Annotated in this window: 11 protein-coding genes, 2 tRNA genes, 1 riboswitch and 1 other annotated feature; of the genes, 7 read left to right on the top strand and 6 right to left on the bottom strand. The window is 44.2% G+C overall.

From position 1 onward, the window contains the following. Nucleotides 1–9 precede the first annotated feature (9 nt). The 7 genes from ACSYSK_RS06220 to ACSYSK_RS06190 all read left to right on the top strand — a co-directional run bounded on the left by ACSYSK_RS06220 (nucleotide 10) and on the right by ACSYSK_RS06190 (nucleotide 10,185). Nucleotides 10–80: transfer RNA gene (locus ACSYSK_RS06220), tRNA-Gly, on the top strand. Between the two features lie 264 nt (nucleotides 81–344). Then, on the top strand, nucleotides 345–2,030 hold the full coding sequence (gene argS / locus ACSYSK_RS06215; protein WP_491714283.1) for an arginine--tRNA ligase: 1,686 nt from the start codon (nucleotides 345–347) through the stop codon (nucleotides 2,028–2,030). A 385-nt stretch (nucleotides 2,031–2,415) separates the two neighbouring features. Further along, nucleotides 2,416–3,120, top strand: coding sequence for a Crp/Fnr family transcriptional regulator (locus ACSYSK_RS06210; RefSeq protein ID WP_491714282.1), 705 nt, complete (start codon nucleotides 2,416–2,418; stop codon nucleotides 3,118–3,120). 47 nt (nucleotides 3,121–3,167) lie between these two features. Next, nucleotides 3,168–3,252: riboswitch (SMK box riboswitch) on the top strand. Beyond that, on the top strand, nucleotides 3,250–4,440 hold the full coding sequence (metK, locus tag ACSYSK_RS06205; RefSeq protein ID WP_491714281.1) for a methionine adenosyltransferase: 1,191 nt from the start codon (nucleotides 3,250–3,252) through the stop codon (nucleotides 4,438–4,440). Its footprint overlaps the riboswitch before it by 3 nt. A 185-nt stretch (nucleotides 4,441–4,625) precedes the next feature. Then, nucleotides 4,626–6,482, top strand: a complete 1,857-nt coding sequence (locus tag ACSYSK_RS06200; protein ID WP_491714280.1) for a muramidase family protein — start codon at nucleotides 4,626–4,628, stop codon at nucleotides 6,480–6,482. 48 nt (nucleotides 6,483–6,530) lie between these two features. After that, nucleotides 6,531–6,732 (top strand) — a binding site (T-box leader). A gap of 70 nt (nucleotides 6,733–6,802) precedes the next feature. Beyond that, nucleotides 6,803–9,217, top strand: a complete 2,415-nt coding sequence (leuS, locus tag ACSYSK_RS06195) for a leucine--tRNA ligase (protein ID WP_491714279.1) — start codon at nucleotides 6,803–6,805, stop codon at nucleotides 9,215–9,217. A 128-nt stretch (nucleotides 9,218–9,345) separates the two neighbouring features. Continuing rightward, nucleotides 9,346–10,185 carry an NAD(P)H-hydrate dehydratase gene (locus tag ACSYSK_RS06190; RefSeq protein WP_491714278.1) on the top strand — a complete coding sequence of 280 codons (840 nt, stop codon included), beginning with the start codon at nucleotides 9,346–9,348 and terminating at the stop codon, nucleotides 10,183–10,185. On the opposite strand, the gene ACSYSK_RS06185 is transcribed toward ACSYSK_RS06190, so the two are convergent. The 6 genes from ACSYSK_RS06185 to ACSYSK_RS06160 all read right to left on the bottom strand — a co-directional run bounded on the left by ACSYSK_RS06185 (nucleotide 10,171) and on the right by ACSYSK_RS06160 (nucleotide 14,420). Next, nucleotides 10,171–11,793: a putative polysaccharide biosynthesis protein gene (locus tag ACSYSK_RS06185; RefSeq protein WP_491714277.1), complete on the bottom strand. Its 1,623-nt coding sequence runs from the start codon at nucleotides 11,791–11,793 to the stop codon at nucleotides 10,171–10,173. The genes ACSYSK_RS06190 and ACSYSK_RS06185 overlap by 15 nt on opposite strands. Nucleotides 11,794–11,936: 143 nt before the next feature. Then, a tRNA-Gln gene (locus ACSYSK_RS06180) sits at nucleotides 11,937–12,009 on the bottom strand. 172 nt (nucleotides 12,010–12,181) lie between these two features. Beyond that, nucleotides 12,182–12,850 (bottom strand): hypothetical protein, encoded by a 669-nt coding sequence (locus ACSYSK_RS06175; protein WP_491714276.1) that lies wholly within the window; start codon nucleotides 12,848–12,850, stop codon nucleotides 12,182–12,184. Nucleotides 12,851–13,094: 244 nt separating this feature from the next. After that, nucleotides 13,095–13,337: a hypothetical protein gene (locus ACSYSK_RS06170; RefSeq protein WP_491714275.1), complete on the bottom strand. Its 243-nt coding sequence runs from the start codon at nucleotides 13,335–13,337 to the stop codon at nucleotides 13,095–13,097. 1 nt (nucleotide 13,338) lies between these two features. Next, entirely contained in the window at nucleotides 13,339–13,980 is a 642-nt protein-coding gene (locus ACSYSK_RS06165; RefSeq protein WP_491714274.1) for a hypothetical protein, read from the bottom strand. Between the two features lie 11 nt (nucleotides 13,981–13,991). Then, a complete protein-coding gene (locus ACSYSK_RS06160) occupies nucleotides 13,992–14,420 on the bottom strand; it encodes a hypothetical protein (RefSeq protein WP_491715892.1) in 429 nt (142 codons plus the stop codon). Nucleotides 14,421–14,444: the final 24 nt, after the last annotated feature.

Below are 14,444 nucleotides of genomic sequence, written 5' to 3'. Positions count from 1 at the left end.
TTTCGTTATGCGGGTGTAGTTTAGTGGTAAAACTCCAGCTTCCCAAGCTGAAGTCGCGAGTTCGATTCTCGTCACCCGCTTGTTTTAGTATCACAGCCTGAAGAATAGTAACTAAGTAGTCACTGGTAGCGAGTTAGGAATGGTGAAAGCCTAATAGTAGTGCTTGGTGAAGGCGCGCTTTAGGCGATAAGTAAATAAATTAAAGTGGGTTATCGACCAATTAGAGTGGTACCGCGGGTTTGCTCGTCTCTTGCATGAATGCAGGAGGCGTTTTTTATTTACTACTACTGAACATAAAGTTGATGCTTTAATTTGGTGTGTGAGAATTTTAAGGAGGTAGTTAGATGGATTATCGCAATCAAGTTGCTACTCAGCTAGCTGATGCGTTGAATGGTGAATTAACGGCAGAGCAGATCAAGGCTAAAATCGAAATTCCTAAATCGGCTGAAATGGGAGACTATGCTTTCCCCGCTTTTATTTTAGCCAAAAAGTTGCACAAATCTCCGGTGGAGATCGCCCAGAATTTAGCGGCCCAGATCAGTGATCCGGTTTTTTCTCAGGTAGTAGCGGCGGGACCGTACGTGAATTTCTTTTTGAACAAAAAGGAGTTCGGTAAACAAGTCGTACGCCAGATCTTACAGGAGCAAGCTGATTATGGTAATCAGGAATTGGGACACGGCAACGTGCCGATCGATATGTCTTCACCTAACATTGCTAAGCCGATGTCGATGGGCCACTTGCGTTCGACCGTGATCGGTAATGCGTTGGCTAATTTATTAGCTAAGGTAGGTTACCAACCGGTCAAGATCAACCATTTAGGCGACTGGGGCACTCAGTTTGGCAAGCTGATCGTCGCTTATAAATTATGGGGCTCGGAAGAAGAAGTTAAAAAAGACCCGATCAATAATTTACTGAAGTATTACGTTCGTTTTCACCAAGAAGACGTGGCACACCCAGAGTTGGACGACCAAGCTCGGATGTGGTTTAAAAAAATGGAAGACGGCGATCCGGAAGCTCGTCGTTTATGGCAGTGGTTCCGTGACGAATCGCTTAAATTTTTCACGAAAATCTATCGGCGCTTAGACATTGACTTTGATTCGTATAAGGGCGAGGCCTTTTACAACGATAAAATGGACGAGATCGTGGATATTTTAAACGACAAGGGACTGTTGCACGAAAGTAAGGGCGCACAGATCGTGGATTTGGATAAATACGACCTCAATCCTGCTTTGATCAAAAAAAGCGACGGCTCGACGCTTTATATTACGCGGGACCTAGCAGCCGCTTTATACCGCAAGCGAACTTACGATTTCGTGCAGTCGCTATACGTAGTTGGTAACGAACAGACCAATCATTTTAAGCAACTCAAGGGTGTGCTAAGTGAGATGGGCTATCAGTGGTCGGATGATATTCATCACATTGCCTTTGGCTTGATCACCGCTGGCGGTAAAAAATTATCGACGCGTGCGGGTAACGTGATTTTGCTGGAAGAGGTTTTGGATGATGCCGTTGGGTTAGCGCTCAAACAAATCGAAAATAAAAATCCAAACTTAGCTAATAAGGAACAAACCGCAGAAGCAGTCGGGATCGGCGCCGTGGTTTTCCATGATCTGAAAAACGAACGGATGAATAATTTTGACTTTGACCTAGATGAAGTCGTTCGTTTTGAAGGCGAGACGGGGCCATACGTGCAGTACGCGCGGGCTAGAGCAATGAGTATTTTACGTAAGTCTAAGATGACTATCGCTCCTGATTTACAGGGCTTGGACGATGAAGATTCGTGGGAAGTATTGCGGCAGTTAGCACAGTTCCCGGCCGTGATCAAACGCGCCGTGCGGGAGTACGAACCATCTGTAGTGGCTAAGTACTTGATCCATTTGGCTAAGGCTTTTAATCAGTATTACGCTCATACCAAGATACTGGCGGACGACGGCCAGGAAAATGAACGTTTGGCACTGGTCAAATGTGTGACGATCGTCTTAAAGGAAGGATTACGGTTACTCGGAGTCAAGGCTCCAGACGAAATGTAATTTCGGTTACCATACTCAAAAAGTTGGAATAATTAATTTTATTTCAGCTTTTTTTGTGCCCTTTTTTGGAAGAGAAATACTGTTAGCACGGGGCGCAGCGGTGTCAAGTGCACAAAAAACGCAAAAATGACACCGAATTAATAGGAGAGAAGCAGCTAAAAGCTTGTCATAACAAGCTTTGGTGGTTAAATTTAGCTCTAAAAACGAATTTTACTTATTTTCCCTTTTTAATTACTTAAATGCTGTTATTACAGGATTTATTCGCCAAAATAGTACTTTTATGGTGTTAAAAATACTTTTTTTCTGCAATTTTGTTTTTAAGCACTTTCAGGCATAATGGAGCAAAGTAACCGGGCTACTTAAATATTATGAGGAAGTGATTTTTGTGCGACAGTGTCAGAAAATAACGTACCAGCGTTTGACTGAGATCCTCACGAAAAAAAGCAATTTTAATCAAAGTGAGATCAAGATGTTGTTACCGAGCAGCACGGGGGTGTCTTGTGCAGGTGATTCGGAACTGAATTTGTGTGCTAATGAGTACCGGCAAAAGATCTTTTGGGTGTTAAAGGGGTCTTTATTACTGGAAGACGTCGACCAAAAAGGCGATGCCGTGTTTGCTTTTATTAAGCCGGGAATGTATTTTCATAGCGATTTGTTACTGTCCGCCGTAGAATCTACTACGACGATGGCTCATTTTTGTCAGCAAACGACATTACTGCTGATCCCGCTTCAGGCATTTGAAAAGTTGACGCAGACGTCGCTACATTTTGCTAACTTAGTACACCTGAGTGTGCTCAAAAAATACCACTTACAAAAGCAACTCTACCAGCAAAGTAAGGGTGGGCGAATCTCACAGCGAGTTCGTCAGGTCGTTTACTTTTTTGGTCAGCAGTGTGGGCGGGTTTTGGCTAACCAAGACGTGCGCATTCCTCCGGTGTTAACTTACAGAGCTTTGAGTTCGTTGACTAATTCGAGCAAAACGACGGTGGCGGATATTTTAAATGACCTGCGCATTGAAGGCAAGGTCACGCGGCAAGCTAAAAAGTTGATCGTCAAAAAGGAATTTTTCAACGAAATGAATGATCAGTAGGAACGTAAAAATCATTTTCAATCTGCAGGTATTTATGCTAAAATGTTTCCTGTTACAGCTCGTTCCCGAAAGGATTCACGTTTGGTGAAGTTGCCTTGTAACCAATTATATATAATGGGGGAATTTAAATTGTCAGAAAAACATCTTTTTACGTCAGAGTCAGTGTCAGAAGGACATCCCGATAAGATTGCCGACCAAATCAGTGATGCAATTTTAGACGCGATGCTTGCGCAGGATCCACAAGCACGGGTAGCGGTCGAAACGACGGTCACTACCGGATTAGTAGTTGTAGTCGGTGAGGTTTCAACTACGGCATACGTTGACATTCAAAAAGTTGTGCGGCAAACGATCAAAGAGATCGGTTATACGGACAACAAATTTGGCTTTGATGGTGATAATTGTGCTGTTTTAACCGCAATTGATGAACAGTCAGCTGACATTGCTCGCGGAGTGGACGAATCGTTAGAAACTCGTGCGGGACAAAAGGATAAATTAGATCAGATCGGTGCCGGTGATCAGGGAATGATGTTTGGCTATGCAGTCGATGAAACTCCCGAACTAATGCCATTGCCGATCATGTTAAGCCACCGTCTGATGAAGAAGTTAGCTACATTGCGTAAAGAAGGCAAGCTGACTTATTTGGGACCGGATGCTAAGGCACAAGTGACGGTGGAATATGACGATCACAAAAAGCCACTGCGGGTAGATACCGTTGTGATCTCGACTCAGCATACCGCCGACGTTGAATTGCCTCAGATCCGTAAAGATATGATCGAACAGGTCATTAAAAAGGTCGTCCCGGCCGAATTATTGGACGAAGAGACGAAGTATTTTGTCAATCCGACGGGCCGTTTTGTAGTCGGTGGCCCTCAAGGAGATTCTGGTTTGACCGGGCGTAAGATCATCGTCGATACTTACGGTGGTTACGCTCACCATGGTGGTGGCGCATTTTCTGGTAAGGATGCTACTAAAGTCGATCGTTCGGCTAGTTATGCTGCTCGTTATATTGCTAAAAATATCGTGGCCGCTAAATTAGCTAGCGAAGTAGAAGTCCAGTTGGCTTATGCAATCGGGGTCGCACAGCCGGTTTCCGTGGCCGTGAATACCTTTGGTACCGGTAAAGTCGCTACCGACAAATTGATCCAAGCCGTGCGTGCGGTCTTTGACTTACGCCCGGAAGGAATTATCGAAATGTTGAACTTGCGGCGGCCAATTTACAAACAAACGGCGGCTTACGGTCATTTTGGTAGAACTGATATTGAATTACCATGGGAACAGACCGATAAAGTAGAGCAATTAAAAGCAGAAGTTGCTAAGTAATTTAGTTGAAAATGAAAAGGGAATCGAGGACAAAGTTGATTTGTCACGGTTCCTTTTTAATTAGCGCGAATTTTCTCCGGGATTTTTTAGCTAAAGCGCTGATTTTTAAGCAGATAAATAGTATAATAAATGATGTAAAAATACAGAAAAATGTATTTGTAATTGCATCAGGGGGTAAATTGATCGTGAAAACAAGAAAAGAGCGTATTACACGCCAAAAAGAATTACGTTTAGCTGAGGAGTTTAAGTCTGTCAAAAAAGCAACTACATACTTAGGCACGACTTTGATCATCGGTACCGCTGGTGTTGGTTTGAGCAAAAGTCAAGTTCGAGCACAAGCCACGCAACAAAATGACAGTACTACTAACGGTGAAGATAAGTTGCCTGCCGATGATGCGCCGGCAGTTGCGTCTAGTACTGCTGATGACACTGCTTCCAGTGTCGCTGCAAGCGAAACGACACCGGCAGCTGCGTCGGATCCGAGTGTTAGTAGCACGGCGCAAACGGTGGAACAACCGGCTACACCGGCACGCACGCAACAAAATGATACCAGTTCTTTACTAAAAGCGGCTCAGTTACCGCAAAGTGCTAATTTTAGTGCGGTCAATGCAAGAGCCGGTGCGGCCGCTTTATTAGATAATTTAGCACCGACAACCAAGTCTTTATCGGCGGAAGAATTTGTGCAAACGATTGCCCCGTATGCCGTTCAAGTTGCGAACCAGCGCGGTGTTTATGCTTCGCTGATGATTGCACAGGCAGGGCTAGAAAGTGGCTGGGGTGCAAGTGGTCTAGCAACTAGTGCTCATAATTTATTTGGTGTGAAATGGAACGGTAACGGTCCGTACGTGACGATGATGACAACCGAATCAGGGGCTAATGGTAACTATGAAACTCGCGCCAACTTTCAGAAATATGATAGTTATGCTGGTAGTTTAGATGCTTACGCCGATTTGATCACGACTCATTTTCCGGGTTCGACTAAAGCAAATGCACATTCGGTTCAAGAGGCAGCTGCTAATTTGAAAAATGGGACCTACGGCTCTTATGCTACCGACCCGAACTATGCCGCTAAGATCATGCAGTTGATCAACACTTATGATCTGACGCAGTATGATAACCAGCAAAGTGTACCAACTACGGCACAGACTGATAATACGGCACAGCCACCAGCACAAGCAGCAGCTCCGAGTTTAGCGGGAACTTATACTGTTAAATCAGGTGATACGTTGTGGGCGATTGCCCGGGATCATCAGATGACCGTGCCGGAATTGAAGTCCGGAAATTCGCTGACGAGCGACACGATTTATGCGGGGCAGGTATTAAAAGTCAAAGAAGTGGCCGCTGCGACCCAGCAATCACAACCGACCCAGCACGCTAACTACCAGATCCAAGCTGGCGATAGTTTATGGTCGATTGCACAGCGTAATCACGTTAGCGTGGGGCAGTTACGGACGTGGAATCATTTGACTAGCGATATTATTTATGCCGGCCAAAAGTTATACGTCGGTCAAACACCAGCTAAAGCTACTTCTGCTAAACCTGCAACTAATGAAGCAAGCTATACGGTGCAGTCAGGCGATAGTTTATGGGCAATTGCGCAGCGCAACCACATGAGTGTGTCAGAGCTCAAAGCAACTAACCATTTGACCGCGGACTTGATTTATACGGGACAAAAATTAGTGTTAGCTAAAAATGATACTAATGCACCGATTACCACGCGAGCAGAGGCAGGTTCGTATACCGTACAGTCTGGTGATACCTTATGGTCAATCGCTAATCGGTACAGTACTACGATCGCTAAGTTACGCCAGGCTAATCATTTAAGCGGCGATACGATTTATGCCGGCCAAAAATTAACGGTCACTGGCTCACAGACTAAAAATGATAATCTCGTGAGAAATGCTAGCGGTTATACGGTGCAATCCGGTGATTCGTTGTGGCGGATCGCGGGACACTATCAGACGACTGTCAATAATTTGAAGGCACTTAATCATTTGGCGACCGATACGATTTATGTCGGCCAAAAATTAAAAATAAATTAAATTAAATATTGCATTTCTAGCGACTGTTTGCTAGGATAAGAGTAATATTTAAAAGCAGAAAAGGATCAGTAGGAGAAAAGATCAACTGCAGAGAAGGTACGGGTGGTGGAAGTACCGTTGATTATTCTTTGAACTCCCCTTGGAGTTTTTCGCCGAAAGTAGTAAGCGAAAACGGTGCCTGCCGTTATCAGTTGAGTGTTGACTTCGGTCAAAAAGTAGGTGGTACCGCGGAAATTGCTTCGTCCTATACATTTCTTTACGAGAAGTGTATAGGATTTTTTGGTTTTATAATATCAATTTATTAAAGAGGAGATTTTGAAATGGCATACGATCATCAAAAAATCGAGAAAAAATGGCAGCATTTTTGGGAGGAACATCAAACCTTTAAAACCAGTGATGATGCTACTAAAAAGAAATATTACGTAATGGATATGTTCCCTTATCCGTCCGGACAGGGGCTTCACGTGGGCCATCCTGAAGGCTATACGGCCACAGACATCGTTGCCCGCATGAAAAGAATGCAGGGTTATAACGTGTTACATCCGATGGGTTGGGATGCATTTGGGCTGCCAGCCGAACAGTACGCGCTAAATACCGGGCATTCTCCGCGTGAATTTACTAAACAAAATATTGATAATTTTAGACGTCAGATCAAATCGCTCGGTTTTTCGTACGATTGGAGTCGTGAGATCAATACTACCGATCCTGATTACTATAAGTGGACGCAGTGGATCTTCGAACAACTCTATAAAAAAGGCTTGGCCTATGAAGCTAATATGTTGGTCAACTGGAGCCCGGACCTCGGCACCGTGGTCGCTAACGAAGAAGTGATCGACGGTAAAACCGAACGGGGCGGTTTCCCAGTTTACAGAAAACCGATGCGTCAGTGGGTACTAAAAATCACGGCTTATGCGGATCGTTTGATCGATGATTTAGACGATCTGGACTGGCCGGAAGCAATCAAGGAACAACAACGTAACTGGATCGGCCGTTCGGTCGGGGCTGCGGTTCGTTTCCAAGTCGCCGACAGTGACGAGACGATCGAAGTCTTCACCACGCGTCCGGATACGATTTTCGGTGTTAGTTGTATGGTCTTAGCTCCCGAACACGAATTAGTTAAGAAGTTGACGACTCCGGAACAAAAGGCAGCGGTGGACGCTTACGTTAAAGAAGTGGAACAAAAATCTGATTTGGAACGAACTGATTTGGCTAAGACCAAGACGGGCGTCTTTACCGGCAGTTATGTAATCAATCCGGTCAACGGTAAAAAAGCACCGATTTGGATAGCAGATTACGTGCTAGCAACTTACGGGACCGGTGCCGTAATGGTCGTTCCGGCTCACGATGAGCGGGACTATGAATTTGCCAGCAAGTTTGGCTTGGAGATCGTGCCCGTGATCGAAGGCGGAGATGTCAGCAAGGAGCCTTATACTGGCGACGGTGTTCATATCAATTCCGACTTTTTGAACGGTTTAAATAAAGACGAAGCAATCGCTAAGATCACCGATTGGTTGACCGAACGCAAACTAGGCGAGAAGAAGGTCAATTATCGTTTGCGCGACTGGCTATTTTCCCGGCAACGCTATTGGGGCGAACCGATCCCAGTTATTCACTGGGAAGACGGTGAAACTACGCTGATCCCCGAGGATGAATTACCGTTACGCTTGCCTAAAGAAAAGAATATCGAACCTTCTGGCACGGTGGAAAGCCCACTAGCTAACCTGACGGATTGGGTCAACGTGGTCGATGAAAATGGGCGTAAGGGTAAACGCGAAACGAATACGATGCCGCAGTGGGCTGGTAGTTCGTGGTATTTCTTGCGTTACGTTGATCCGCATAATAAAAATGGGGTCGCCGATTACGAAAAATTAAAACAGTGGATGCCGGTCGATTTATACGTTGGTGGTGCTGAACACGCTGTTTTGCATTTGCTGTATGCTCGTTTCTGGCATAAATTCTTGTATGACATTGGTGTGGTACCGACTAAAGAGCCATTCCAGAAACTGGTCAACCAGGGAATGATCTTAGGCGATAATCACGAAAAAATGTCGAAGTCCAAGGGCAACGTGGTCAATCCTGACGACATTGTTGACCAGTATGGTGCCGACACGTTACGGTTATACGAAATGTTTATGGGACCGTTGGATGCTTCGGTTGCTTGGAGCGAAGACGGGTTGAATGGCGCGTATAAATTTATCAATCGGGCCTGGAACCTCATGATCGATGAAAACGACAAGTTACGTGACCGCGTGACTACGATCAACGACGGTCATTTGACTAAGATCTACAACCAAACGGTTAAAAAAGTAACGGAAGATTACGAAAAATTGCACTTTAACACGGCAATTTCACAGCTGATGGTCTTTGTTAACGACTGCTACAAGGCTAGTTCGTTACCGTTGGAATACATGGAAGGCTTCGTTAAGATGTTGTCTCCGGTTACGCCACATATCGGCGAGGAACTGTGGACTAAGCTAGGACACGTAGGCAGTATTGCTTATGCACAGTGGCCGACTTACGACGAAAGCAAGTTACTGGATGAGACTGTAGAAGTGGTAGTCCAAGTCAACGGCAAGGTAAGACAACATTTGCAAGTTGAACGTGACCTACCGGCTAAAAAACTGCAAGAATTGGCACTGGCTGACCAACACGTTAAAGAAGAAATCAGTGGCGCTGAAGTTAAAAAAGTGATCGCTATTCCTAATAAGTTAGTGAATATTGTGATCGCTAAGTAAAAGTAGGCATGAACTGCTGCTTTTGGAGACACGATTAGGATATGCGAAGAGGGACCGAGACAAATTCAATTTTTGTTCAGGTTCCTCTTTTGTATCTTCGTAATGGATTTAGGAAACGGAGGAAAATAATGAAAGAAATTCCAGCAACGGTGTTAAATTTGTTAAAAAAAAGGCCGCATCACAGTCATAAGGGTGATTACGGCAAAGTGTTATTGGTTGGTGGCAACTTGAACTATGGCGGAGCGATCATCATGGCGGCACTGGCAGCCGTACGCAGTGGTGCGGGACTAGTGACCGTCGCGACGGTTCCCGCTAATTTAAGCGCGTTACACACGCGGGTGCCCGAAGCAATGTTCGTGCCCCTGACGCAATTGCCGGAGCTAACGGCGGCGGTCAAGCAGGCGACGGTAATCGTTTTGGGGCCGGGACTGGGATTAGACCAGCAAGCTGAAGCGGTGTTTAAGACGGTGCTGCAACAAGTTACCGAGCACCAAATTTTACTGGTTGACGGTTCGGCAATCACGCTATGCTCTCAACAAAAACAGCCGGTTAAGCCGCAGGCGCGGTTAGTTTTTACTCCTCATCAGATGGAATGGCAACGACTCTCCGGTATTAAAATTGCCCAGCAAAACGAAGCCAGCAACCGCCAGGCACAACAACAGTTACACGCGACGGTAGTGCTAAAAAAGTACCAGACGGAAATTTATCACGAGGATGCGGCACCGGAACGGTTGCTGTTAGGCGGGCCGTACATGGCGACAGGAGGCATGGGCGACACGCTGGCAGGAATCATTGGTGGGTTTTTAGCACAATTTGCAACACAAAACACGACTCAGGTAATAGCCGCGGCAGTTTACACGCACAGTGCGTTGGCCGACCAGTTGGCACAACAGAAGTATGTGGTCTTGCCCACGGATATCAGCGCGCACTTACAGGAATTTATGCGGCAACACTTAGCTGATGTGTAGCATTTGGCGTAATTTGTTAGCGGAACGACCGATGATATGGTCAAATAGGCGCGCCTTTAACACCAAGCCGAGATAAACGTAGGCTCCGAGTAACACGACGATCACCAGAGTCAGCGTGGCAAACACGCGGCTGTACTTGCTTAAAAAGAGCCCACAGACCCAAACGGCGCTGATCACCACGCCAAACATCACCAAGGCAAAAAACATCATTTTATTGAAATTTTTCTGTAAGACCCGCAAGTTGAGGTTGTAGCGGTAATAAACAAAACGTAACATTAAGTAACACGAAACGCCCATGCCCAAAGCGGTCGCTAATAAGGGACCGTAAGCGTGGAGCCAGACCGTCAGGGGAATTTGCAGGAGTAATTTAGCGATCAGACCAGCGATGGTGTATTGGATCGCTTTTTTATTTTCGTAAATTCCCTGTAAGATGGCGGCCATGACGGAGTATAACCCCATCAGTAATGCCGTGTAAGAAGCGACGCTCATCACGAAAACGCCCAAGTGATTGTAAGAATAAAATAAAACGTATAGCGGGCGCGCGACGGCAGCCATTCCTAACGAGCAAGGAAGCATGATAAAAAAGAAGAGCTCTAAACAATCGGTGATCTGCTGTCTGGTACCGATGATATCTCTTTTGGTGATGGCTTCGGACAGTAGCGGGATCGCGGTAGTAGACAGGGCGATCGCTAAGGAAACGATGATCATCACTAATTTATTGGCATTGCCAGCAAATAACGCGTACTGGGCGTTGATCGCGGCTAGCGAATAGTGCGTGACGTGTTGCATGATCGGCTGAAATGAAAACTGATCAAAAAGGTTGTAGAGAGTCATCGAGATACTAACGAAGATAAAGGGGATCGATTCCCACAAAACTTCCTTGATGATTTTGCCGTCGGAGATCTGTAACTGATTGGCACTGTTGGCGGCTAATGAGTCCAGCTGGCGGTGCTTTTTTAAATAATAAAATAATAGTAGTAAGATACCACCTAACGCACCGAAAAAGGCGGCTAGCGTGGACTGAACAACCCCTTTGACGTAGGGGTCATGGAGAACTTTCATGATCCAAAAGGTTGCAGCTAACATGTAAATGATGCGGATCAGTTGCTCGAGTAGTTGGGACAAAGCCGAAGGGGCCATGTCAGAATATCCCTGGAAAAACCCGCGTCCTAAACTCATCGCCGGGATCAGCAGTAAGGCTAGGGATAACGAACGGTAAACGGGGATCACCTTAGGATCGTTTTGGGAGATCCAAGGGGCGATCCCCCACAGTAGAGCGGCACAAAATGCGCCTAGAGCAATCATTAATAGTAGTGTTTTTTGAAATAGGCGTCTGCCAATCTGGTATTCATTGAGCGAATTATAGTGGGCCACCTGTTTGGCGACGGCGGAAGGAATCCCGGCCGTTGCGATCATGATAAAGAGGCTGTAGACGGTGTAGCCCTTAGTGTAAAGTGCGTTAGCCTGCAGTTTATCGGCACCAAACCAACCGTACCAAGGAATGATGTAAATGGCACCGAGGATCCGGGAAAAAATACTGCCGATCGTCATCCACGCCGATCCACGCAGCATTTTTTCTTTAGCATTTGGAGTTTTAGATGAAGTCATGTGCGGCCAACTTTCCGGGTAAATTTAAGTACAAATTAATTCTAGTTAATAGTAGCTAATTTTTGCGTAAATAGCAATTACTGGGACTAAATCTAAAAAAGTTTCCCAACTTCAACAACGAAGCGGGAAACTTTTTAATATGATTGGGCATACAGGGGTCGAACCTGTAAATTATGGATTCAGAGTCCACTGCCTTACCAGTTTGGCGAATGCCCAATAAACTCAACTCTTAAAGTATACGGAAAGTTCTAGTGTTTGTCAACTAAAATTTTAAAGGCCAGCGGGATAAAAAATACCACCACTCACCAGCAAATTCCGACAAAAAATATTTTACTATATGTTGGAAGACAACGCAAGAGTTTTTTTATGATGATGACCAAAAAGCGGGCTAAGGTAAAATGGCGTACTTGCGAATCTTTTTTCTTAAAATTGCTGGCGAATTATTGGTGGCACTTAGTAACGCCAGATTTTCCGTGGTTTTTGCGATAGGAGAAACTATCATTCTTTTCTTTTTGTGGTCCATCTTTTTCATTCTTGCTATTATCAGGTAGTCGTCGGTTTCGATAATACTAGGTTGGCTATTAACTATTTCAGTGAAATTAAGTTTAGTTACCAGTTGGGCAAATATTGGGTCGTCTTCAATGCGGTAGCCGGGTTCATTAGGAGCGAGAATTCCTTTGCGGGCGTAATATTGTGGCAGTTTAGTAAGTTGGGCATAAAGTTTGATATATTGCTGCTGGGCCTGGTGATCGTTAGTGACAAATAAGATGCTGTGATATGTTATGGCGCTGATGTTCCTTAATTTATCGGAAAATAATTTTGACCCCCTGTGTAATAACTTTTTAGTGAGCAAAAATTGAATGCTTCCGCAGATGATCACGGCGGTAACTATGATCCACAGCATGGAAAAAGCCCAGATCCAGATCACGGCGACGACGATCAAGTAGCCAATGGTAGTTACGAGAAGAATATTTTTAATCTTTTGTTTGATTTGGTAGCGAAAATTGATTTCTAGGATTTTTTGGCATTGCTGTTTGGTAAGTAATGAGTCTAGCATCTGGGATCATCCTATCTCGGTAGATTTGAGTTACTTAAGTGTAACTAAGAGGGACGGGGAGGTCAAGGGAAATAGGATAAAAAATGGCCCGGGGACAAAACAATGAGTTTTGTCTCAGAACCTATTTGAATATTCCTAAATAATAGTTTGATCGTGCTCCCAAAAGCAACAATCTGCACCTAGCCTAGTGCTCGACTGTTAACCGCTTTTTGTCTCAATTCGATTGGCAGCAAACTGCTGTTAATTAAGGAATATGATTTTTAATTTTGTACTGGTAATCACTAATATCTGATTCTAAATCAGACGTAGTATCACTGGTAGTTTCTTTTTCTTGCTTTAGCTGCTTATTTTTTTCTTTTTCAGCGGCATACATTTTTTGATACTTACTATACTGAGCATCTAACTTTTTTTGGTGTGGACTCGAACAACCGGCAGCCAAAAGAGGTATCAGTATAATGAATAATAACGTGATTACTTTATTTTTCAAATTAATTTCCGCCCTCCAATTTGCATAAGGTGTAACCCTCGGCAATCGCTTGTTGTTCAGTCATCTGTTGTTTACCATTAGCGCGATTTAACCCCCGACAATTAGGATCATAGTGGTATTTTTTACCAGATTCGGTAGCCACCCAGACCATAGTACCATTTTGATCGCCAGTGGATTGAGCACTGGTTGTTTGTTGCTGTTGTACAGCGGGCTGATTTTTAGCGGACTCTTGTTGTGTAGCAGCTTGTTTTTGTTGACTTTCCTGTTCTTGTGCTTGTTTTTCTTGTACTTCCTGCTGCTTTTTTTGGTCAGCTTCTTGTTGAAACTGACCTTGCTGCACTGAATAAGTTGTTTTTATACTGTTCAACTTTTCATTCGTGGAATCTTCTTTGGCTAATAATGCTGGCCGTTGTTTTTTTAATGAGCGATTTTCTTTTTTAGTTCGTTGATATTTTTGCTGCATAGTCTGAACTTCACTGGCAGAATAATGAATTTGCTGTGAATCATTACCTACTCTGATTCCGACTGCTAGTAAAATGAGGGTCGCTAATGCCAATGCCCAATTGAAATCATGCATTTTAATACTTCTATGTAACAAATAAATTACATAAGCGGTAACTAAAACTAGTATGAATCTAAGCACTTTTTATCCTCCTAAGAGATAATATTTTTGATAAACCACATAAGAACCCAGATAAATAAAAACAAGTAACAAAATCCAGTGGGTAATTGAAATAAAGCACTAAGCCAAAAACTCCAACCACAAATTTCCTTAATAATTTTGAAATAACTGTGAGGATCATGTTCAGGTAGTGGTTCTTCATAGTTACTATGACCTGAACTGATAGTTGTTGCAGCATGACCTGGAGTTGTTTTTATTGCATTGATGATAACTTTCCGGGTATCAATAGTTGTTTTGTGGTAAACACTATTGTAAATTTTTCTTTTGGGGTGGGCCCAACCCATTCCTTTTTGACCGTAACCAGGGATGATTGCTCTTTTGATAGATCTGGTGAAACGTCCCTTAGTTCTAGCGCTCAGGGATTTTTTGATACTGGGCTTTCTGAAGCCAACTTTGACCATTAGATTCACATCCTTGATTTTTCA

Source organism: Ligilactobacillus sp. ESL1201 (genome assembly GCF_058503265.1).
The sequence above is the reverse complement of the archived record's forward strand: the minus strand, read 5'-3'. Positions and strand labels throughout refer to the sequence as shown.

Bases quoted from the DNA above. Each gene is read 5' to 3' on its own strand.
- ACSYSK_RS06185 (WP_491714277.1), bottom strand. From the start codon at position 11,793: ATGACTTCATCTAAAACTCCAAATGCTAAAGAAAAAATGCTGCGTGGA.
- ACSYSK_RS06160 (WP_491715892.1), bottom strand. From the start codon at position 14,420: ATGGTCAAAGTTGGCTTCAGAAAGCCCAGTATCAAAAAATCCCTGAGC.
- ACSYSK_RS06175 (WP_491714276.1), bottom strand. From the start codon at position 12,850: ATGCTAGACTCATTACTTACCAAACAGCAATGCCAAAAAATCCTAGAA.
- argS (WP_491714283.1), top strand. From the start codon at position 345: ATGGATTATCGCAATCAAGTTGCTACTCAGCTAGCTGATGCGTTGAAT.
- ACSYSK_RS06190 (WP_491714278.1), top strand. From the start codon at position 9,346: ATGAAAGAAATTCCAGCAACGGTGTTAAATTTGTTAAAAAAAAGGCCG.
- leuS (WP_491714279.1), top strand. From the start codon at position 6,803: ATGGCATACGATCATCAAAAAATCGAGAAAAAATGGCAGCATTTTTGG.